General features: G+C 65.5%; 20 protein-coding genes. 7 read left to right on the top strand and 13 right to left on the bottom strand.

The window, feature by feature from the left end:
• The first annotated feature begins 864 nt into the window (after window positions 1-864).
• Entirely contained in the window at window positions 865-1,434 is a 570-nt protein-coding gene (phaP4, locus tag I6H87_RS28985) for a TIGR01841 family phasin PhaP4 (RefSeq protein WP_011617595.1), read from the top strand.
• Window positions 1,435-1,508: 74 nt separating this feature from the next.
• Here phaP4 and I6H87_RS28980 read toward each other — a convergent pair whose 3' ends face one another.
• Window positions 1,509-1,817, bottom strand: a complete 309-nt coding sequence (locus I6H87_RS28980) for an EthD family reductase (protein WP_010812738.1) — start codon at window positions 1,815-1,817, stop codon at window positions 1,509-1,511.
• Window positions 1,818-1,960: 143 nt separating this feature from the next.
• Between I6H87_RS28980 and I6H87_RS28975 the strand changes: the two genes are divergently transcribed.
• The 3 genes from I6H87_RS28975 to I6H87_RS28965 all read left to right on the top strand — a co-directional run bounded on the left by I6H87_RS28975 (window position 1,961) and on the right by I6H87_RS28965 (window position 3,650).
• Window positions 1,961-2,164 carry a hypothetical protein gene (locus I6H87_RS28975; RefSeq protein ID WP_010812739.1) on the top strand — a complete coding sequence of 68 codons (204 nt, stop codon included), beginning with the start codon at window positions 1,961-1,963 and terminating at the stop codon, window positions 2,162-2,164.
• Between the two features lie 540 nt (window positions 2,165-2,704).
• Window positions 2,705-3,166: a transposase gene (locus I6H87_RS34540; protein WP_010812741.1), complete on the top strand. Its 462-nt coding sequence runs from the start codon at window positions 2,705-2,707 to the stop codon at window positions 3,164-3,166.
• 172 nt (window positions 3,167-3,338) lie between these two features.
• Window positions 3,339-3,650 carry a hypothetical protein gene (locus tag I6H87_RS28965; protein ID WP_011617593.1) on the top strand — a complete coding sequence of 104 codons (312 nt, stop codon included), beginning with the start codon at window positions 3,339-3,341 and terminating at the stop codon, window positions 3,648-3,650.
• A gap of 83 nt (window positions 3,651-3,733) precedes the next feature.
• On the opposite strand, the gene I6H87_RS28960 is transcribed toward I6H87_RS28965, so the two are convergent.
• The 8 genes from I6H87_RS28960 to I6H87_RS28925 all read right to left on the bottom strand — a co-directional run bounded on the left by I6H87_RS28960 (window position 3,734) and on the right by I6H87_RS28925 (window position 11,906).
• Window positions 3,734-4,324: a helix-turn-helix domain-containing protein gene (locus I6H87_RS28960; protein ID WP_010812743.1), complete on the bottom strand. Its 591-nt coding sequence runs from the start codon at window positions 4,322-4,324 to the stop codon at window positions 3,734-3,736.
• A 57-nt stretch (window positions 4,325-4,381) separates the two neighbouring features.
• Entirely contained in the window at window positions 4,382-5,698 is a 1,317-nt protein-coding gene (locus I6H87_RS28955; protein WP_011617592.1) for a M20 family metallo-hydrolase, read from the bottom strand.
• Between the two features lie 15 nt (window positions 5,699-5,713).
• Window positions 5,714-7,018, bottom strand: coding sequence for an amidase (locus I6H87_RS28950; RefSeq protein WP_010812745.1), 1,305 nt, complete (start codon window positions 7,016-7,018; stop codon window positions 5,714-5,716).
• Window positions 7,019-7,033: 15 nt separating this feature from the next.
• The gene (locus I6H87_RS28945; RefSeq protein WP_010812746.1) at window positions 7,034-7,747 is read right to left on the bottom strand and encodes an ABC transporter ATP-binding protein; all 714 of its coding nucleotides are present in this window, start codon (window positions 7,745-7,747) and stop codon (window positions 7,034-7,036) included.
• On the bottom strand, window positions 7,744-8,526 hold the full coding sequence (locus I6H87_RS28940) for an ABC transporter ATP-binding protein (protein ID WP_011617591.1): 783 nt from the start codon (window positions 8,524-8,526) through the stop codon (window positions 7,744-7,746). The genes I6H87_RS28945 and I6H87_RS28940 overlap by 4 nt, the downstream gene beginning before the upstream one ends.
• On the bottom strand, window positions 8,523-9,734 hold the full coding sequence (locus tag I6H87_RS28935; RefSeq protein WP_010812748.1) for a branched-chain amino acid ABC transporter permease: 1,212 nt from the start codon (window positions 9,732-9,734) through the stop codon (window positions 8,523-8,525). The genes I6H87_RS28940 and I6H87_RS28935 overlap by 4 nt, the downstream gene beginning before the upstream one ends.
• Window positions 9,721-10,650 (bottom strand): branched-chain amino acid ABC transporter permease, encoded by a 930-nt coding sequence (locus I6H87_RS28930; protein ID WP_013953596.1) that lies wholly within the window; start codon window positions 10,648-10,650, stop codon window positions 9,721-9,723. The genes I6H87_RS28935 and I6H87_RS28930 overlap by 14 nt, the downstream gene beginning before the upstream one ends.
• Before the next feature lie 80 nt (window positions 10,651-10,730).
• The gene (locus tag I6H87_RS28925) at window positions 10,731-11,906 is read right to left on the bottom strand and encodes a branched-chain amino acid ABC transporter substrate-binding protein (protein ID WP_011617589.1); all 1,176 of its coding nucleotides are present in this window, start codon (window positions 11,904-11,906) and stop codon (window positions 10,731-10,733) included.
• 417 nt (window positions 11,907-12,323) lie between these two features.
• On the opposite strand from I6H87_RS28925, the gene I6H87_RS28920 reads away from it, so the two are divergent.
• Both I6H87_RS28920 and I6H87_RS28915 read left to right on the top strand, forming a co-directional pair.
• Window positions 12,324-12,575 carry an antitoxin gene (locus I6H87_RS28920; RefSeq protein WP_010812751.1) on the top strand — a complete coding sequence of 84 codons (252 nt, stop codon included), beginning with the start codon at window positions 12,324-12,326 and terminating at the stop codon, window positions 12,573-12,575.
• Window positions 12,572-12,982: a type II toxin-antitoxin system VapC family toxin gene (locus I6H87_RS28915; RefSeq protein ID WP_010812752.1), complete on the top strand. Its 411-nt coding sequence runs from the start codon at window positions 12,572-12,574 to the stop codon at window positions 12,980-12,982. The genes I6H87_RS28920 and I6H87_RS28915 overlap by 4 nt, the downstream gene beginning before the upstream one ends.
• Window positions 12,983-13,062: 80 nt before the next feature.
• Here I6H87_RS28915 and I6H87_RS28910 read toward each other — a convergent pair whose 3' ends face one another.
• From I6H87_RS28910 to I6H87_RS28900, 3 genes are read right to left on the bottom strand one after another with little or no spacing between them, the layout of a single operon-like run.
• Window positions 13,063-14,010 (bottom strand): tripartite tricarboxylate transporter substrate binding protein, encoded by a 948-nt coding sequence (locus tag I6H87_RS28910; protein WP_051398610.1) that lies wholly within the window; start codon window positions 14,008-14,010, stop codon window positions 13,063-13,065.
• Between the two features lie 53 nt (window positions 14,011-14,063).
• On the bottom strand, window positions 14,064-15,074 hold the full coding sequence (locus tag I6H87_RS28905) for an NADPH:quinone oxidoreductase family protein (protein ID WP_010812754.1): 1,011 nt from the start codon (window positions 15,072-15,074) through the stop codon (window positions 14,064-14,066).
• Window positions 15,071-16,300 (bottom strand): CaiB/BaiF CoA transferase family protein, encoded by a 1,230-nt coding sequence (locus I6H87_RS28900; RefSeq protein WP_011617587.1) that lies wholly within the window; start codon window positions 16,298-16,300, stop codon window positions 15,071-15,073. Before I6H87_RS28900 ends, I6H87_RS28905 begins: the two co-directional genes overlap by 4 nt.
• Before the next feature lie 90 nt (window positions 16,301-16,390).
• On the opposite strand from I6H87_RS28900, the gene I6H87_RS28895 reads away from it, so the two are divergent.
• Complete coding sequence (locus I6H87_RS28895; protein ID WP_010812756.1) at window positions 16,391-17,365, top strand: LysR family transcriptional regulator; 975 nt, start codon at window positions 16,391-16,393, stop codon at window positions 17,363-17,365.
• Window positions 17,366-17,394: 29 nt separating this feature from the next.
• Here I6H87_RS28895 and I6H87_RS28890 read toward each other — a convergent pair whose 3' ends face one another.
• Complete coding sequence (locus tag I6H87_RS28890; protein ID WP_011617586.1) at window positions 17,395-18,369, bottom strand: tripartite tricarboxylate transporter substrate binding protein; 975 nt, start codon at window positions 18,367-18,369, stop codon at window positions 17,395-17,397.
• Window positions 18,370-18,454: the final 85 nt, after the last annotated feature.

Here is an 18,454-nt window from a genome sequence, read left to right as displayed (position 1 = left end):
ATATAGAATCGCCCTGAAGTCCTGCTACTACCACCCGCGTCACCACTCCGGCGACGCGTTTTTTTTGACGCAGAGCGGTCCTCATTCGGCCTGAAGCTCCATGCCTTTCCCCAGCAGCGACATATCGGTAGCGGACCTCGGCGAGTTGCGCTAATGCAAGCCGTCCGGTCGGTCGGCGAATGGTGCTCCCGAACCTGAATGTATGTCATGTTGCGATATTCGTTGATCTGCCCCTGCGCACGTTTTGGTAAAGGAGAAAATACCGGGGATTACGGCAAACATGCTTGCAATCACATTGAACACAAGGTGGCGAGCAACTAAGATGAACGTTCCGGGTGCGAAAACAAGCACCCGCCAGCCAGAACCTCGCGTCCGAGACGAAACAAGCGGCCTGTGCAAACCAGGCCGGCTGTCACGGACAGTAGTGAAGTCCCGTAGCAAAAGTAAACCTACAGCTTGGGAGACGACTGTGCTGAGTCATCATGAATTCGCCACGCTTGTGCTGGTAAGCGGCAGCTCCGACCCAACGGGGCTGGACCGCGCGGATATGGACGCGCTGCTCGCGTATAAACTGGTTACGCTTGAGCGCCTTGGGCCAAACCACAGCCGCCCTCAGGTGACAATCCAGGGCTACGCTTTTCTGAAAGCCCTCGGGCGAGTTCGCGCAAGCGAGGGTCAGGCTCGCCAGGCCTCCTTATGAGCGTATTGCTTTAGCTGGAAGCGACTGCCGGCGTTGGCGCGCTTTCGTCTGATCGGCGTGGCCTGCCAGGGTCACGATGCAGCAATTGTTTTCCACTCGATTCCGGTCCCGTCGGAGCTCTCATCGGATAGCTCAGGTGGCGGGTCGCACTTAGGAGACGCAAGATGACTCAGTGGTCCCCCGAGCAATTCATTAAGGTCCAGATGGCAGGCATTGAAGCCCTGACCGGGCTGACCGGCAAGGCCTTTGAAGGCTTCGAAAAACTGCTGGAGCTGAATCTGCAAGCGATGAAGACGGCGCTGGCTGATTCACGAGAAGGCGCAAGGAAAGCGCTCTCAGCCAAGGACCCGCAAGAATTGGTCGAATTGCAAATCGCGTTATTTCAACCCGCGGCCGACAATGTACTGGCATATCGTCGTCAACTGTACGACATCCTCGCCGCCACCCGGGCGGAGTTCGAGAAGGTCGCCGAGGTCCAGTACACGGCAGGCAAGCAGGGTCTGCACGACTTCCTTGGAAGCGTGGTGAGCCAAACGCCCAGCGGCGCGGCGGCGGCGCCATTGGCTGCCTGGCAGGAGGCCGTCAGCGCGACCACTACGCTCTATGAGTCGATGCAAACGACGGCAAAACAGGCCGTGCAAGCGGCCGAGAGCAGCTTCAATACTGCTGCGCAGGTGGCCTCGAAAGGCATGCAACGTCGCGCAGCACAGGCCTCAAAGGCAGCTGCAAATTAAGTCGGCTTTGGCTCTTGGGAGGCCAGAAGAGGCGGAGCGCTGGGGGCGGCCATGTGCTTTGCACCGCCGCCGGCCTAAACTTCCTTCGTGTCGAAGATGAGCATGTCAACCCCGGCCTGGGCAAAATTGGCCAGGTCAGCTGCTGCTGCGGCGCCCTCAGGCGAAGCCATTGCCTGCTGGAGCGCCGCCAGCGAATCGAAGCTCAGCACCGCAACCAGGTGAAACGGCGAATCGCCGGCCGGGCTTGCAACCGGGCCGCTGCTGACCTCGTAGCGTCGCAGGCCGGCGATCTTCTTGGCGATCGGAACATGGGTCGAGAAGTAATATGAATCAAACGCCGCCGTGTCCGCAGGCTTCTTGTATAGCACCACTAGCTTTGCCATCGTGGTTCCTCCAAGCGTGAGTTTGATATAGCCCGAGCTTGCAAGTGTATCGTCCCTATGGCGGGTGAACCCCATTTCTGTCAGAGGGTCGGGTTGACCAGTTTCTTCATGCTACGATTTTCCTATCTAAGTCGGAGGTCGTCATGACAATCGAAAGCTACCAGGGCTACATCGTCCGCGGCTTTGCAAAGCAGCTTGGCGACGGATCCTTCGAGGCATCCGGTGCAGTTGAGAAGGACGGCCGCATCGAAGAAGGATCGGATCCCTTGGGGTACTACCCCTCGTTTGAGCGTGCCGCGGCAGCCGGCATTGCCTGGGCGAAAGCGTGGGTAGATGATCACGGCTGAACCCCTCTGAAATCGCCCACCCAGACCCACGGATTGGCACCTATGCGCCGCCGCAGTTGATGCCGGATGGTGCGTTCTTTCGTCATGCTAGGATGCCTCGAAACGCTGGGAGGTCGCCATGTCGAGCCATGTCTGGGTCGAAGAAGGGGAGTACTACTGCCACTGCACGGTCTGGAAGTCTAAGTCCGGGACCTGGGAGGCATCGGTATTGTTCGAGCGAAGAATCGATCACGCAAACGAGTTTGTCCCAGGCTTGCGGCACAAGATCAAAGCCTCGTTCAATAGCGAGGGCGAGGCAATGACCGAAGCAATCGCTTACGCAAAAGCATGCGTCGAGAACACTAAGACCGGCTTGTAGCCCCATGCGGCTACCCCAAATCGTTTCGATCCCTGCACCGACTGGCTCGCCATCTCAGGCACGTTGACGATCGGTGCTGCCGTCATCGGCGACTTCGCGCTCGGGACACGATTTCTTACAACCGGGGGAGGTGCCCGTCGGTATCCTTGCGGCAAATTCGCCAACTGCAAGCGCAGGTCACCATGAAACCCCTATTTGTGCTCACCGTGGTCACGGCAGCACTTCTCACCGGCTGCGCCGTCGCTCCCTATGATGACGGCTACTACCACGGCGGATACTCGCGTCCGATTTACGGCGGCGGTTACTCCGATTGGGACGGCGGAAGGTACTACGGCGGCAACCGAAAGTGGGGCGGTGACTGGGATCGAGGCTGGGACCGGGACGAGCAGCGAAACAGGGGCCGTGACTGGAGCGGCCGTGATAACCGCGGCTGGAACCGTGGTGGAGACCAAGGCGAAAACCGCGGCGAGAAGCGTGGATGGAACCGGGGCGATGAGCGAGCAGAGAATCGCGGCCGGGACCGGCGCGGAGAGCATGGCGGGGACCGGGGCAATGACCGTGGCGGTAACCGCGGTGATGACCGTGGGCGGAATCGTGACGCCGACGGTGGCAACGGTCGCGGCAGAGACCGTAACAAGGATTGATGCGACAGCCTCTGACTTCGCAGTGGATACAAAGCCTTACAAGACTCTCAAGCGCCGTGGTCAACTGTCACAACCTGCCGCCGTTACACGAGGTAACCAGCTTTAGGTTCTGCACATACCAAACAGGGCGAGAACGCCATAAGGTATTGGCAACATTCGACGGAACAGCATCATGCAGAAGATCCTGGCAGTTTGTGCAATCGCAGTCGCATCCATGCTTGCGTCTGGCGCCGCCCAGGCAAGGGTAGACGTCGGAATTGGCATCGGTATTCCAGGTGTCGTGGTTGCAGCGCCTCCGCCCCCGGTGTACTACGAACCGGCCCCTGTCTACGTTGCTCCGCGCCCGGTGGTAGTGGCGCCTGATTACTACGACGATTGGCAGGCACGCGCATGGCGTGAACAACAGTGGCGCGAGCAGCGGTGGAGGGAACGCGAGTGGAGGCGGCGCCATCGCGAGTGGCACCGCTGGCACGATGACGATTGAAGCCGTCGGGGCTCTGAGCCAAGTCTGCCTTCGTGCGGGCCTGACCCGAGCCACGGGCTTCCCTGCGCAAGCCCGCTCCCGTCTCAGAAGGTGGCGGGCGAATTCACCCACAGCACCCTGGCCACCACGTCGCCCACATTGCGGTAGCCATGCGGCACCTGGCTGGAGAACGTGAAAGCATCGCCCGGGCCGATCAGGTAGACGTCGTCGCCGAGCATCAGTTCGAGCTGCCCTTCGAGCACGTAGCCAACTTCCTCGCCCTGGTGCTCGATCTGCCCGTCGCTGGCCTCGCCGGGCCAGACGATGTGGATGTTGGCCTGCAGCAGGCCGCCACGCTTGGGCAGCACCACGCGTTCGAGCGCCACGCCGCCGGCCCGGATCACCGGGCGTTCACCATGCCGCAGGATCGGTGACTGGTTTGGCTCCTCGTCGCTGGTCAGCGCGCCGATATTGGTGTCCAGCGCCACGGCCAGCCGGTGCAGCGTGGTAAACGACGGGGTTGCCAGCCCGCGCTCAATCTTTGAAATCAGGCTTTCCGAGCAACCCGCCTTTCCGGCGAGCTGCAGCAGCGTGTAGCCGGCCACCAGCCGGGCGTGGCGCAGCTTGACGCCAAGCGTCAGGGTGGCCGACTTGCTGTCGGCCGCTTCAGGTGTGGGTTGCTCGGTCTTTGCCATGCAGGCTCGGAATTGGTTGGACTTGGGTCGGCCACCAGGCGCCGTACGTCAATGCGTTCAGCGGCTGGCCAGTTCGGCGACAGTGTAAGCCAGTGCCTGGGCTCCAAGGAACAGATCGGCGCCTTCCGTATCTTCGGCGGCATTGTGGCTGATGCCCCCTTTGCTTGGCACGAAGATCATCGCCGTGGGGCAATGGTCGGCCAGGTACATGGCGTCGTGGAACGCGCCGGAGGTCAGCCGCACCGGCAGCGCGCGGCCGGCGTTGCGGCTGGCACGCGCGCAGGCGCGCTCGATGGTGCCCAGCATGGCCTCGGGGAAATGCGTCGGCTCGCGATGGAAGAAGCGCGTGACCGTGACCGCTTCGGGCGCATGTGCGTGCCTGACGCACACCGCGCGCAGTGCCGCTTCGGCGCGGTCAAGCGCGGCGTCGTCCAGGCAGCGCATATCGACCGTGAACGTGACGTGGCCGGGAATGGTGTTGACCGAGTTCGGCGCCACGCTCCAGCGGCCCAGCGTCAGGCGCAGTTCAGGAGTGCCGGGGGTGGCCGCATGGCGCGGCGCCAGCGCGTACAGGTCTTGCGCGATGGCCACGGCCGCGGCCATCGCATCGCATCGTACCGCCATCGGCGTGGTGCCGGCATGGGCCATCGTACCCGTGCATTCCACGCGGAACCAGCGCACCGCCTGGATGCCGGTGACCACGCCCAGCGGCACATTTGCGCCTTCCAGCACCGGCCCCTGTTCGATGTGCAGTTCGACGCATGCCGCCATGGGCCGCGCCATCGGCACTCTGGTGACATCGTGGCTTTCCGCGAGCGCGGCATCGAGCGCCTCGCCGAAGCGAATGCCGGCGGCGTCAGCCACGTCGCGATAGCCTGCCAGCCGGGCGGGTTCGACGAAAGCGCTCGACCCCATCGCGCCGGGACCGAAGCGGCTGCCTTCCTCGTTGGTCCAGGACACGACCTCGATGGGGCGCAAGGTCTCGATGCCGGCCGCGTTGAGCGCGGCAATCACTTCCAGGCCGGCCAGCACGCCGTACGCGCCGTCGTACTTGCCGCCCACCGGCTGGGTATCGGCGTGGCTGCCGGTCAGCACCGGCGGCAGGTCTTCGCGGCCGGGGCGGCGGAAGAACAGGTTGCCGCAATCGTCGATGCCGACGGTGCAGCCCAGCGCGCGTGCCTGGTCGATCAGGTGGCGCCGGGCGGCCAGGTCGGTCGCGGTCAGTGTTTCGCGGGAAACGCCGCCGTCGTGGCGCAGGCCAAAGCTGGCCAGGGCTGCCAGCGATGCGGCCAGGCGCCCGGCGCCCACATGATCCTGTGCGCGTTCGGCAATGGCTTGTGCGTTGGCGAGGGGGGGCGGGTTCGATACGGTCAATTTGGTCTCCAGATATCAGGCAAGGCTGGCGCCAAGCGCCTGCTCAAGGCGATGAGCCATGCCGAGCACGCGGGCATCGGCATGGCGCGGCCCCGTCACGGTCACGCCAACCGGCATGCCGGTGGCGCCGGTGCCCGTCGGCACATGGACGCATGGGGTGCCCAGCAGCGACCACATGCGGCAGAAAATCGGATCGCCGGTGGCGCCAAGGCCAGCAGGCGCTTCGCCTTCGGCGCTCGGGGCCAGCACGACGTCGAATCCTGCCATCGCCGTGTTGAACGCCGTGCGGGCCGCTTCCGCGTATGCCAGCGCGACATGGAAGCGCTGGCCGGTGACGGCGCGGCCCGCTTCGAGCTGGCGCGCGAAAGCCGCGCTGAAGTCTTCTGCGTGCTCGCGTGCTTCCGGCGCGAATGCGGCGAGTGCCTCGAATGCCATGATGTCCAGTTGGGCTTCAGTCAGCCCGTGGCAAGCCTGCGGCAGGTTGAAGTCGCGCACCGTGCCACCGATGCGTTCGAGCGCACGGATCGCGGTGTCCAGTGCGGCTTGTGTATCGGCACCAGCACGTTCCCAATGCGGCGTGCGGCAAATGCCGATGCGCAGCGGCGCGTGGCGTAGCGTCGACGCGTCCGCTAGCGCGGCATCGCGCGCCAGGGTGCCGATGAAGAAGGCCGCGTCGTCCACGCGGCGGGCCAGCACGCCCACCGTATCCAGGCTTGGTGCCAGCGGCTTGATACCGGCCAGCGGCAGTGTGCCATGCGTGGGCTTGTAGCCCACCACGCCGCAATAGGCGGCCGGCCGCACAATCGATCCCGCGGTCTGTGTGCCGAAGGCCAGCGGCACCATGCCTGCGGCGACGGCGGCGGCCGATCCGCTCGACGAGCCGCCGGGGGTGCGGGGCCTGTCCGCCGGCGCGCGCGGGTTGCGGGTCGGCCCCGGCTGAAACGTGGCGAATTCGGTGGTGACGGTCTTGCCGACCACGACCGCGCCCGCCGATCGGGCCAGTGCCACCGCCGCCGCATCCACGCCCGGCCGATGTCCGGCGTATATCGGCGAACCATAAGTGGTCGGCATGTCGGCTGTATCCATCAGGTCCTTGGCGCCAAGCGGGACGCCCGGCAACGCGCCTGACGCGCCGCCGGCATCCAGCCGCCGCGCCTGCGCCACGGCGGTGTCGCCACCCACGTGCTGCCAGGCCAGAATGCCTGCGTCTTGCGCCGCAATGCGGGCCAGTGCCGCACGGACCACCGCTTCGGCGCTCAGTTCGCGCCGCGACACCATCGCCGCCAGCGTGCGGACCGGAAGATCGAGGAAGTCGTCCATCGCATGTTCTCCGGATCAGCCGAAATAGGCTGCGCGAACCTCATCGTTCTCGCGCAGCGCCTGCGCGGTGCCCTGGGCCACGACACGGCCCTGGGTCAGCACATAGCCCTGGTGTGAGATGGCCAGCGTCTGGCGCGCGTTCTGTTCCACCAGCAGCACCGTCATGCCCAGTTCGTTGATCTGCTGGATGACCTTGAAGTTTTCCTTCACATAGAGCGGCGACAGGCCCAGCGACGGCTCGTCGATGACCAGCAGCCGCGGCTGCGCCATCAGTCCGCGCCCGATCGACACCATCGCCTGTTCGCCGCCGGACATGGTGCCGGCGAGCTGGCCCGCGCGCTCGCGCAGCCGGGGGAAGATCGTGTACACGCGCTCGATGCGCTCGCGCACCCTGGCCGGGTCCGCCTCAAGGAATGCGCCCAGCGCAAGGTTTTCGGCCACCGTCATGCGCGGGAACACCTTGCGGCCTTCGGGAATGCAGGAGATGCCGCGTGCGATGATGTTGTGGGTCTTCTCGCCCGCGATGTCCGTGCCGTCCCACAGGATGCGTCCCTGGCGCGGCGGTGTCAGGCCCAGGATCGAACGGATCAGCGTGCTCTTGCCGGCGCCGTTGGCGCCAAGGATGCATGTGATCTTGCCCGGCGGCACCTCGATCGAGACATCGTGCAGGACGTTGACCCTGTCGTAGCCCGTGGTCAGCCCTTCCACGCGCAGTGTGCTGTCGCTCATGCGGCTTCCTCCCCCAGATAGGCGGTCTGCACGTCGGGATCGGCGGTAATCTCGGCGTAGGTTCCCTCGGCAATCTTCTTGCCGTAGTTCAGCACGATGCAGCGGTCGGTGATGCGCTCGATCACGTTCATTTCGTGCTCGATCAGCACCACCGACAGGTCCTGCAGCTTGCCGCGCACCTGCAGGATGTCGTCCATCAGTTCATGGGTCTCGTCATGCGTCATGCCCGCCGAAGGCTCGTCGAGCAGCAGCAGGCGAGGGCGGCTCATCAGGGCCCGGCACACCTCGATGCGGCGGCGGTCGATCATCGTGAACGTTTCCACCGGCTCGAACAGCCGCGCCACCAGTGGCGGGCTGAAGATGCCCAGCAGCTCGCGCACCGACTCCACGTAGCGTTCGTACTCGGCGCGGAACGCCTTGCGCCGGAACAGGTTGAAGACCAGCCCGTGACGCATGTTCTGGTAATCGCCGATCACGATGTTGTCGAACACCGTCAGCGGCAGCGACAAGCGCGAACGCTGGAACGTCCGCGCCACGCCGCTGCGGTAGATCTGCTGTGGCGTCTTGCCGATGACGTTGTTGCCGTCATAGGTAATGGTTCCGGCGCTTGCCTTGTACAGCCCCGTCAGCACGTTGAAGAACGTGGTCTTGCCGGAGCCGTTGGGGCCCAGCAGGCCCAGGATCTCGCCACGGCGGATCTCGAGCTGGAGGTTGTCCAGCGCGGTCAGGCCGCCAAAGCGCATGGTCAGGTCGCGCACCTGGATCATTGCGTCGCTCATTGCGCATCCTCCCGGGGAAAGAACAGGCGGGTCTTGCGCGGCATCAGGCCGTCCGGGCGGAACAGCAGGATGGCGATCACCAGCGCCGCGTAGAACAGGAAGCGGTATTCCTGGATGAACTGCAGCTTTTCGGGCAGCACCAGCACGATAATGGCCGCCGGCACCAGGCCCACCACGTTGCCGAGGCCGCCCAGGATCACGATCGACAGCATCAGCAGCGAGTCGGCGAAGGTGAAGTTGTTGGGCGCCACGAACGCAGTGACCATGCCGTAGACACTGCCGGCGATGCCGGCAAAGAAGTTGCCGAGCATGAACGCAATCACCTTCCACCGGGCGATGTGCAGGCCGAACGCGGCGGCGGCGGTCTCGTCGGTGCGCACCACGTCCATCGCCAGGCCTACCCACGAGCGCTCCAGCGCCTTGACCACGGCAAACGTGCCCGCACAGATCAGCAGGCTCAGCAGCGCATAGCTGGCGTAGAACGACACGTCCACGCCGAACAGTGTCACGCTCTCATTGAACGCGAAGCCGAACAGCGTCATCCCGGGCACCTGCAGGCCCTGCGGCCCGCCCAGCACGTCGTTGACCTCAAGGAAGGTCTTGAACAGGATGCCGAACGCGATGGTCACCAGCGCCGCATAGTGGCCGCGCGTGCGCAGCACGGGCGCAACCAGCACCGAGCCGATCACGGCCGCTGCCAGGCCAGACAGCACGATCACCAGCACGTGAGGAATGCCCGTGTGCGTGGCCAGCACGGCCGTGGTGTAGGCGCCGATGCCAAAGAACGCCGCGCCCGCGAAATTGGACACGCCGGAAAACCCGAACTGGACTGTCAGCCCCAGGCAGGCGGTGGTGTAAAGCAGCACGGCACACAGCATCAGCAGGACGAAATGGCTCTCGTGGAACAGCGCGACCAGCGCCAGCGTGCCGGCCAGCGTCCATAGCCTGGACTGCCCTGGCCGCCGCGATGCTGCCTGCTCCACGGCCTGCGTCAGGCCCAGCCGGCCCGCCGCGAACACCGCGGCCCCGGCCAGCGCCAGCAGCACGGCTACCGCCAGTTGCGATTCCGCATGCAGGAAGAAGTAGAGATAGGCCACCAGGGCGATGGCCGAGATGGCCAGCACCATGGCCGGGCGCCGCTGCGGGCCCTCGGCCGTGGCGGCGGAGGCCGCCGGCAGCGGCTTCGAGACGTTGTCAGACACGTTCACTGGCTTTCTCCGCGATGAGTCCGGTCGGCTTCCAGGCCATCAGCACGATGACCACGGCAAAGGCGAATACGTCCTTGTAGGCGCTCGGGATGTCGGGCACCAGGGCCGGCAGCATGGCACTGCCCAGTACCTGCAGCGCCGCAAACAGGAAGCCGCCGAGGATGGCGCCGTAGATATTGCCTAGCCCGCCAAGGATGGCAGCGGCAAAGCCGATCACCCCCAACAGCAGCCCGACGTTGAAGTTGATCTCGTTGTAGTAGAGGCCGTTCATCACGCCCGCCAGTGCCGCCATGGCGGACCCCAGCGCAAACGTGACCAGTACCACCACCTCGAAGTTGATGCCCATCAGCCGGGCCGTTTCGCCATCCTGGGCCACGGCACGAATGGCCATGCCAAAGCGCGTGCGGGTGATCAGCAGATGCACGCCGAGGATGATGGCCACGCCGGCGGCCAGCAGGATCAGGTTGTCCGCGCGGATGGAGAGCGCGCCGATGGTGAACTCGCCAGCGGGCAGCAGCGCGGGAAATGGCTTCGGGTTCGAGCCGTCCGGGTAGAACAGCCGGACCGCCTCACGCAGCACCGTGCCCAGCATCAGCGTGGCCAGCAATGTGTTCAGCGGCGGCGCACGGCGCAGCGGCAGGATCAGGACGCGGGCGATGCCGGCGCCCAGCAGGCCGGTCACCGTCACCGCGCACACCACGATGGCCAGCAGCTGCAGCCACGGGGAATCCACATGCATCGCCACCACGCCGGCTGATGCCGCCAGCCCGGCAAACGCACCCACCATCAGCACATCGCCATGAGAAAACTTGATCACGTCGAGCACGCCGAAGAACAGCGTGAAGCCTACCGCCACCATTGCGTAGATCATCCCGAGCATCAGCCCGTTAAAGACGTACTGCCCTAATACACTCATCGGTATCCCCCGAATTCCGGATGCCCAGGCGGGCGCGGGGCCGGGCGGGGGCAGGATTGCCCCGAACCCGGCCGCCATGCTTACAGGCCGGTCAGCTTCTTCTTGCCCTTGCCGTAGGTGCTGTCTTCCCAGATCACCCACTTGCCGTCTTCCACCACATACTTGGTGATCAGCGGCACCACGTTCTGGCCGTGGTCGTCGAAGGTGACCTTGCCGATGATGGTGTTCACGTCCCTGGTGCCGTTCAGCACATCACGCACCTTCTTGCGGTCCGGGCCCACCTTTTCCACGGCGTCGATGATCAGGTTGGCCGCGGCAAACGCAAACGGGCCGTACGCTTCCGGCGGTTCACCGTATTTCTGCTGCGTGTAGCGTTCCATGAAGAACTGGCCGCCCGCCAGCTTCTCTACCGGCGCGCCTTCGATGAACGCCAGCGAACCCTCCGACAGCGATTTGCCCACGCCTTCGATATAGGCATCGGACTTGATGCCCGACGTGCCCTCGAACTGAGCCTTGATGCCGAGCTTGTCCATCTGCGTGCGGATGCGCACGCCCAGCGGCGTGAGGCCGCCAAAATACACCACGTCGGGCTTCAGTTCGCGGATCTTGGTCAGCTCCGTGGTGAAATCTTGCTGATCGGCTGTCACGCCGAACGTGCCGACGATGGTGCCGCCGTCCTTCTTCAGGAACTCGCTGAAATACTTGTTGTGGCCCTTGCCGTAGTCGGTGGTGTCATGGATGATCGCCCACTTCTTGTAGCCCAGCCCGGTCATGAATTTGGCCGCCACTTCGCTCTGGTTGATCATCGTGCCGTTGACGCGATGGATCTCCTTGAACTTGTTGCCATAGGTGACCTCGGGCAGCACGGCGCCCCACACCACGGCGGGCATGCCGAAGCGGCTGTAGACGCCCACTGTGCCCATGGCCACGGCAGAGCAGAAGTGCGTCACGCCGGCAACGATGGACTTGTCCGCCGCGATCTTGGTCGCCACCTGCACGCCGACGTTCGGCCGGCACTCGTCGTCCTGCACCACCAGTTCATAGGTGTACCTGGCCTTCGGGTCCGCATTGCGCAAGCGCACGGCCAGGTCCGCGGAATTGCGTCCGCCCAGGCCGATCGACGACACGCCACCGGTCAGCGGACCGACAAAGGCAATCTTGACGACATCCTTGGCCTGCGCCGGTGCTGCCGTCAGGACCATTCCGGTCGCTGCGGCTGCGATGGCGGCGGCTACTGCAGTGTGTTTCTTGCGCACTCTCTTCCCCCTGGGTTGCATGGACAATTGGACGGACCGCTGCGCGGCGTCACCGACCCGAACCGATGCAAGGCGCGTGTGGACGCCCGGGAAAGCTCTTGGAAAGCTGCCTGCACCATATTCAAGTCACTTGAATACTATGCAACAGACATGCCAACGTTCAACGAGCGAAAACCCGTAGCTTTGAATGGGCGCTGGGGAAATGAGGGGGAGCCCGTGCTCAATCCGGGCGCATGGGTGCACGGTTGCGGTGCGCCGCAGAGCAAAACAAGGGACGAAGCATTGCTGGGACGTAGGTGTTGCTTAGCGCATTTTTCGTCCCATCTCGTTAGACATCCCACAGATACAGCTAGTGGTAGCTATCTTGATATCCATCGCATGACGGTATATCTTTTGGTATCTATCAAAGGAAATATCGTGAGCACCACTGCCAAGATCTTCACCACCGGCCGCAGCCAGGCGGTACGGCTGCCGCAGGAATTCCGCTTCGCCGAGCGCGAGGTATATATTCGCCGTGACCCGTCCACCGGTGACGTGATCCTGTCGCGCCGGCCGGAGAGTTGGGACGGCTTTTTGGCTGCCATCAAGGACAGCGCCGTGCCGGAAGACTTTATGGCCGACCGCGCGCAGGGCGAGCAAGCCAGGGATCCGCTGGCGGGTCTCGAATGACGCGCTACATGCTCGACACCAATATCGTGAGCCTTCTGTTGCGGGCACATCCGGCAGTCGTGGCACGCGTGACGGCAGCGCCGATGGTGGCGCTGTGCCTGTCAGCCATCACCGGTGCGGAACTGATGTACGGGCTGGCCAAGCGTCCCGGCGCAGCGCGCCTCGCGCGCGCGGTCGACGAGTTGCTGCGCAGGGTCGAGGTATTGCCCTGGACCCCTTCAGTGATGGCCGGCTATGGTGAAACCCGCGCTGCGCTGGAATCCCAAGGACAGCCGGTGGGGGCACTGAACCTGCTGATCGCCGCGCACGCGCTGGAGACTGGCGCGGTGCTGGTGACCAATGACCAGGCATTCCGGCGCGTCCCTGGCCTGGTGGTGGAGGACTGGACGGTTCCGACCGGAAATTGATCGCAGCAATCTGAAAGATTGGCCAACTGCGCGTCTGGCCGACACCCGGCATCGGCCAGTCCTGCGGCAACCGCCGTGCGCTACTGGTCTGCCTTGGCCCCCGAGCGCCGCACGATTTCCGCCCATTTTTTGCCTTCGGAAGCGTTGTAGCGGGCAAAGTCGCCAGGTGAGGAGCCGACCGGCTCGGCGCCCATGTCGGCATATTGCTGGCGCACATCGGGCCGCTTCAGCGCGCCGGCCGCATGCGCGGCCAGCTTTTCCACGACCGGGGCCGGCGTGCCGCGCGGCGCCCACAGCCCATACCAGGTGCTGATGTCGAAGCCGGGCAGGCCGGACTCGGCGACGGTGGGCACGTTTGGCAGCGCGCTCGCGCGCCGCGCGGTGGTCACGGCAACGGCACGCAGCTTGCCGGACTTGATGAAGGGCATCGCCGACGGCATGGAATCAAACATCAGCTGGATCTGGCCGCCCATCAGGTCCGTCAGCGCCGGCGCGCTGCCCTTGTACGGCACATGCTGCATCGGCACCTTTGCCGCCAGCTTGAACGATTCGCCGGCCAGGTGCTGGGCCGAGGCATTGCCCGCCGAGCCGAAGTTGAGCGCACCGCCCTGGCTATTTGCGTAGGCGATCAGGTCCTGCACTGTCTTCACCGGCGAGGCGTTGTTGACCACCAGCACCAGCGGCACGTCGGCCAGCTGCGTGATCGGCACGAAGTCCTTGAAGGAGTCATAGCGCATCTTCGGCTGAATGCTGGGGTTGATCACATGCAGCGAGGCATTGGCCAGGATGGTGTAGCCGTCGGCGGGAGCGCGCGCCACGGCTTCGGCGCCGATCATGCCGCTGGCGCCGGGTTTGTTGTCGACCACCACGCTCTGGCCCAGGCTCTCGCCCATCTTGACCGCGACCACGCGCGCGAGCAGGTCGGTGGGCCCGCCGGCGGGGTAGGGCAGCACCATGCGCACGGGATGCTGCGGGAAGTCCTGCGCGACGGCGGCAGCCGGCAGCGCGGCCGCGGCTGCCGCCAGCATCAGTGCCGCGCGCAGCCGCGGCCAAGCCGGAAGTCGTTTCTGGTATCGGTTGTTCACGTCTCTGTCTCCTTGATTTTTATGGCTACCTTGCCCACCACCTGGCGGGATTCCAGCGCGGCCAGGGCGTCGTCCAGGCCGGTGATCGGATAGACCGCGGATACGGTCGGCTCCAGCTTGCCCCGCGCGGCCCAATCGAACAGCGTCGCCATGACCTCCTGCAGCGCCGTTGCATGCTCGGCCCGCTCGTTGGCGGGCGTCCAGCCGATGTAGCGGCCAAAGAAGAACCCGTGCAGCGTGAGGTTCTTGACCAGCAGCAGGTTGACCGGGGCCTGCGGGATGGTGCCGCTGGCAAAGCCGATGCTGAGGATGCGCGCGTTCGCCGCCGCCGCACGCAGGGCCTGGTTGAACAGGTCGCCGCCGACCGGGTCCACCACTACGTCCGCGCCACGGCCGTGCGTCAGCGCCTTGACCGATGCCGCCAGGTCCGCCGGGGCCAGCGCGTGCGTGGCGCCGCGCCGCAGCGCGTCGGCACGCTTGGCCTCGGTGCTGGCGCAGGCGATGACGGTGGCGCCGAGCTGGCGCGCAATTTCCACGGCAGCCAGGCCGACACCGGCCCCGGCGCCAAGCACCAGCACCGTGTCATTCGGGCGCAGCGCGCAGCGCCACACCAGCCCGCAATACGCCGTGCCATAGGAAATCGGGATCGGCAGCGCGGCCTTTGACGGCAGCGCATCCGGGACGCGGTAGACGGTGTACTCGGGCACGGTGACCTGTTCGGCAAAGCAGCCCCAGTCCGCGATCGCCACCACCCGGTCGCCGGGACGCAGCCGCGTGCACGCGTCACCGCAGGCCACCACGCGGCCGACCGCTTCGGTACCGGGCACGAAGGGCAACGGGGGCCGGCGCTGGTACTGGCCGGCGATCATCAGGCCGGTGGCGTGGCTGACGCTGGCGTACTCGACGGCAATCGTGACCGCATGCGGGTCGGCCAGCACCGGTTCCGGGATGGCCTGCAGCGCCACGTCCTGCACGCCGCCGAACTGCTTGCAGACAAGCGCCTTCATTGCACACCTGCCTTGGCCGCGGGGGCCGTCGCCTGTCGCACCACACCCTGCTGCAGCCATGCGTCGATGGCCTGCTGGCCGAAGCCGGCCTCGCGCAGGACCTGCACGGTATGTTCGCCGTTGGCCGGCGCCGGGCCGGCATCCCGGCGCATGTCGCGCGCCGGGATGCCGGCGAAGGGCAGCGGTCCGAGCCCCGGCTGCGCGATCGTCTGGAAGGTCTGCCGGTATGCCGCCTGCGGGTGCGCCAGCACGTCGTCATAGCTGCGCACCGGGGCATGCAGCACGTCGTGCCGGCTGAGGATGTCTTGCCATTGCGCGGTCGTGCGCGTGGCGATCTGCTCGGCCACCTGCTGGTTCAGCAGCGCGGCGTGGGCCATGCGCGCGGCATTGTCGGCAAAGCGCGGGTCTTCCAGCCAGCCGGTGCGGTCCAGCGCATGGCATAGCTTGGCGAACTGCGCGTTGTTCAGCGCCAGCAGCGTCACGCTGCCGTCGCTGCTGGCATAGACGCCATTGGGCGCGCTCACCGGGCCGGCGGCCGTCGGACCACCGATGGCATGCTCGAGCAGGTTGTTGGCCTGCAGCGCACAGCAGGCATCGAACAGGTTCAGCTCGACATGGCCGCCGAGCCCGCTGCGAAAACGCCGGCACAGCGCCGCGGCGCAGGCCTGGGCGGCATAGAGGCCGGTGGCGGCGTCGGCGAGCAGCATGCCGATGCGGCGCGCGCCACCGTCGGCGCCACGGTTGGCGAACATCAGCCCGGAGTCGGCCTGCATCACCGAGTCCGAAGCCGGATAGTCGGCATAGGGACCATCCGGGCCATAGCCGCTGATCGACACATAGATCAGCGCTGGCCGCTGCGCGGCCAGCGCCGCATAGCCCACGCCCAGCCGTTCCGCCACTTGAGGGCGGAAGTTCTGCACGACGATGTCCGCCTGCAGCGCAAGGCCGAGCAGCACCTCCTTGCCGGCGTCAGTGGTGGCGTCGATGCAGGCGCTGCGCTTGCCGGCGTTATAGGCGATCGCCAGCGCGCTGGTATCGCCGCGCACGACCCCGACCTTGCGGCCCCAGTCGCCCGCGGGCGGCTCGACCTTGACGATTCCAGCGCCTTGCTGCCACAGGATGTGCGCGCAATACGGGCCGGCAATGCCCTGGCTGATGTCGAGCACGCGCAGGCCGGCGAAAGGCAGGTCGGTGTCGGACAGGTCGGAAGCGGGCAGTGCGGACATGGCGTTCGAAAGGTGGGTAAGCAGGAGGTTTATGCTAGGGTTGGCTTCCTGCCAGGACAATCCCTCGATTTGTGCCTACGGTGTTGACTCATGATTGACAATAATTTCGATCTCAACCTGGTGCGGCTGTTCGTGACCATGGTCGAGTCGCGCACGCTGACCGCCGCCGCGGAGCGCAGCGGCATGACCCGCTCCAACGTATCGCGCCGCCTGAAATTACTGGAGCAGCACCTGGGCGCCCAGTTGATGCGCCGCACCACGCGCCATGTCGAACTGACCGAGGCGGGCCAGTTGCTGTACGCGCATGGCTTGCGCATGCTGGACGAACTGCAGTCGGCCAATACCTCGATCGACAGCCTTGGCCAGGTGGTGCGCGGCGACGTGCGTATTCGCCTGCCCACGGGACTGGGTCATCTCTACCTGACCCCATTGCTGCTGGAATTCGCGCGCAACTACCCGCAGATTTCGCTGCGCGTCGTCATCAACGACAACATTGGCGACCTGATCCCGGCCGAGGTCGACGTGGCGCTGAAGATCACCTCGCAGCCGCCCGATGACCACGTGGCGAGGCGCATCTGCGATGTCGGCTGGTGCCTGTGCGCGTCGGCCTCGTTCCTGGACAGCCACGGGCCGATCCGGACCGTGGCCGACCTGGAGCGCTGCGACATGATTGCCCCGGCATCGCTGGGGCGCCGCTTTACGCTGAAGGTATGGCTGGCGGGCACGCCGATGACGCTGCGCGTGTCGCCCCGGATCCAGTCAGGCGACTATCCGTTCCTGTTCGAGTCGGTGATGGGCGGGCTGGGCGTGGCGCTGCTGCCGCGCTATGCGGTCTGGCGGCAACTGCAGTCCGGACAGATGCGCGAGGTGCTGGCCGAGTGCGAAGCCGAAGGCGTGGGCGACAGTGTCTACATGCTGACCGCGCCAAACCGCTATCCCACGCTGGCAACGCGAACGCTGATGGACTTTATCCGCCTGCACCTGGAGCGGCAGGCAGAGAACTGGGGGCGCCGCAACCTGCCTGCGGCAACGGCCAATGAAAGCCGTGCCGCCCCGGCGTCCTGACCGATGGGGCGGCATGGCGGGCACAGCGATTACTTCTCCTGCATCCTGGCGGCCTTGACAATCTCGCCCAGCCGCTTGCGCTCCGCCTCGACAAACTTCACGAAGTCCGCACGCGTGCCGCCGACCGGTTCGATGCCCACGGCCTTCAGCTTGGCGGCGGCGGCCGGGTCCTTCATGGCCTTGTCCACCGCGGCGGCCACCTTGTCCAGGATGGCGTCGGGCGTCCCCTTGGGGGCATGGACGCCGGCCCAATGCGCGATCTGCAGGTCCGGGAAGCCTTGCTCCACCGCGGTGGAAAGCTGCGGGTAGGCCGAGATGCGCTGCGTCCAGGTGGTGGCGAGCGCCTTGAACTTGCCATCGTGCAGGATATGCGGAAGGGCGATGATGCTGGCCTCGGAGGTTCCTTCCACCTGGCCGCCCAGCACTGCCGTAGTGCTTTCCGACCCGCTCTTGTAGGGCACCGGCTGCAGCTTTGCGCCGTACTTCACATTCAGGATCTCCGCCACGAAGTGCGGGGTGCTGCCGGTCCCCGCGGTCGCGAAGTTGAAACCGTTCCCCTTCTTTGAGGCCTCGACGAAGTCGCGCAGATCCTTGTAGGGCGCGTTCTTCGGCACCACGATGACCGAAGGCGCAAGGCCGATCATGGCCACGGGAACCAGCGCGTCATCCTTGAACGGCATTGACTTCTTGATCATGCTGTTGGAGATGACGCCGGCTGCGCTGATCAGGAAGGTATAGCCATCCGGCGCGCTCTTGGCCACGATGTCGGCGCCCACGGTGCCGCCCGCGCCGGGCCGGTTCTCGATCAGCACGGTCTGGCCCAGCGCCTTGGTTGCGCCCTCGGCCGCGGCGCGCGCCATCAGGTCATTGGCGCCGCCGGCGGCAAAGGGCACGACAAAGCGGATCGTCTTTGCTGGCCACTGTTCTTGTGCGCAAGCCGGGGCCGCCGCGATGAGGGCTGCCGTTGCCAACAGGCCCAGGGTGAATCGGTTTTTAATGGTCAAGGCATGTCTCCGTTCTTGGGTAGGGATATGAGCGCCGGCGGCGGGCGCCGGCTATGGCGCCGTCACTCACCTGCGCCATCGGCGG

Source organism: Cupriavidus necator, from assembly GCF_016127575.1.
GTDB lineage: Bacteria > Pseudomonadota > Gammaproteobacteria > Burkholderiales > Burkholderiaceae > Cupriavidus > Cupriavidus necator_D.
This window is presented reverse-complemented; position numbering and strand designations above follow the sequence as displayed.

Bases quoted from the DNA above. Each gene is read 5' to 3' on its own strand.
- I6H87_RS28915 (WP_010812752.1), top strand. From the start codon at position 12,572: ATGACGCGCTACATGCTCGACACCAATATCGTGAGCCTTCTGTTGCGG.
- I6H87_RS28910 (WP_051398610.1), bottom strand. From the start codon at position 14,010: ATGCTGGCGGCAGCCGCGGCCGCGCTGCCGGCTGCCGCCGTCGCGCAG.
- I6H87_RS28900 (WP_011617587.1), bottom strand. From the start codon at position 16,300: ATGTCCGCACTGCCCGCTTCCGACCTGTCCGACACCGACCTGCCTTTC.
- I6H87_RS28930 (WP_013953596.1), bottom strand. From the start codon at position 10,650: ATGAGTGTATTAGGGCAGTACGTCTTTAACGGGCTGATGCTCGGGATG.
- I6H87_RS28965 (WP_011617593.1), top strand. From the start codon at position 3,339: ATGCAGAAGATCCTGGCAGTTTGTGCAATCGCAGTCGCATCCATGCTT.
- I6H87_RS28945 (WP_010812746.1), bottom strand. From the start codon at position 7,747: ATGAGCGACAGCACACTGCGCGTGGAAGGGCTGACCACGGGCTACGAC.
- I6H87_RS28960 (WP_010812743.1), bottom strand. From the start codon at position 4,324: ATGGCAAAGACCGAGCAACCCACACCTGAAGCGGCCGACAGCAAGTCG.
- I6H87_RS28975 (WP_010812739.1), top strand. From the start codon at position 1,961: ATGACAATCGAAAGCTACCAGGGCTACATCGTCCGCGGCTTTGCAAAG.
- I6H87_RS34540 (WP_010812741.1), top strand. From the start codon at position 2,705: ATGAAACCCCTATTTGTGCTCACCGTGGTCACGGCAGCACTTCTCACC.
- phaP4 (WP_011617595.1), top strand. From the start codon at position 865: ATGACTCAGTGGTCCCCCGAGCAATTCATTAAGGTCCAGATGGCAGGC.
- I6H87_RS28950 (WP_010812745.1), bottom strand. From the start codon at position 7,018: ATGGACGACTTCCTCGATCTTCCGGTCCGCACGCTGGCGGCGATGGTG.
- I6H87_RS28940 (WP_011617591.1), bottom strand. From the start codon at position 8,526: ATGAGCGACGCAATGATCCAGGTGCGCGACCTGACCATGCGCTTTGGC.
- I6H87_RS28980 (WP_010812738.1), bottom strand. From the start codon at position 1,817: ATGGCAAAGCTAGTGGTGCTATACAAGAAGCCTGCGGACACGGCGGCG.
- I6H87_RS28905 (WP_010812754.1), bottom strand. From the start codon at position 15,074: ATGAAGGCGCTTGTCTGCAAGCAGTTCGGCGGCGTGCAGGACGTGGCG.
- I6H87_RS28895 (WP_010812756.1), top strand. From the start codon at position 16,391: ATGATTGACAATAATTTCGATCTCAACCTGGTGCGGCTGTTCGTGACC.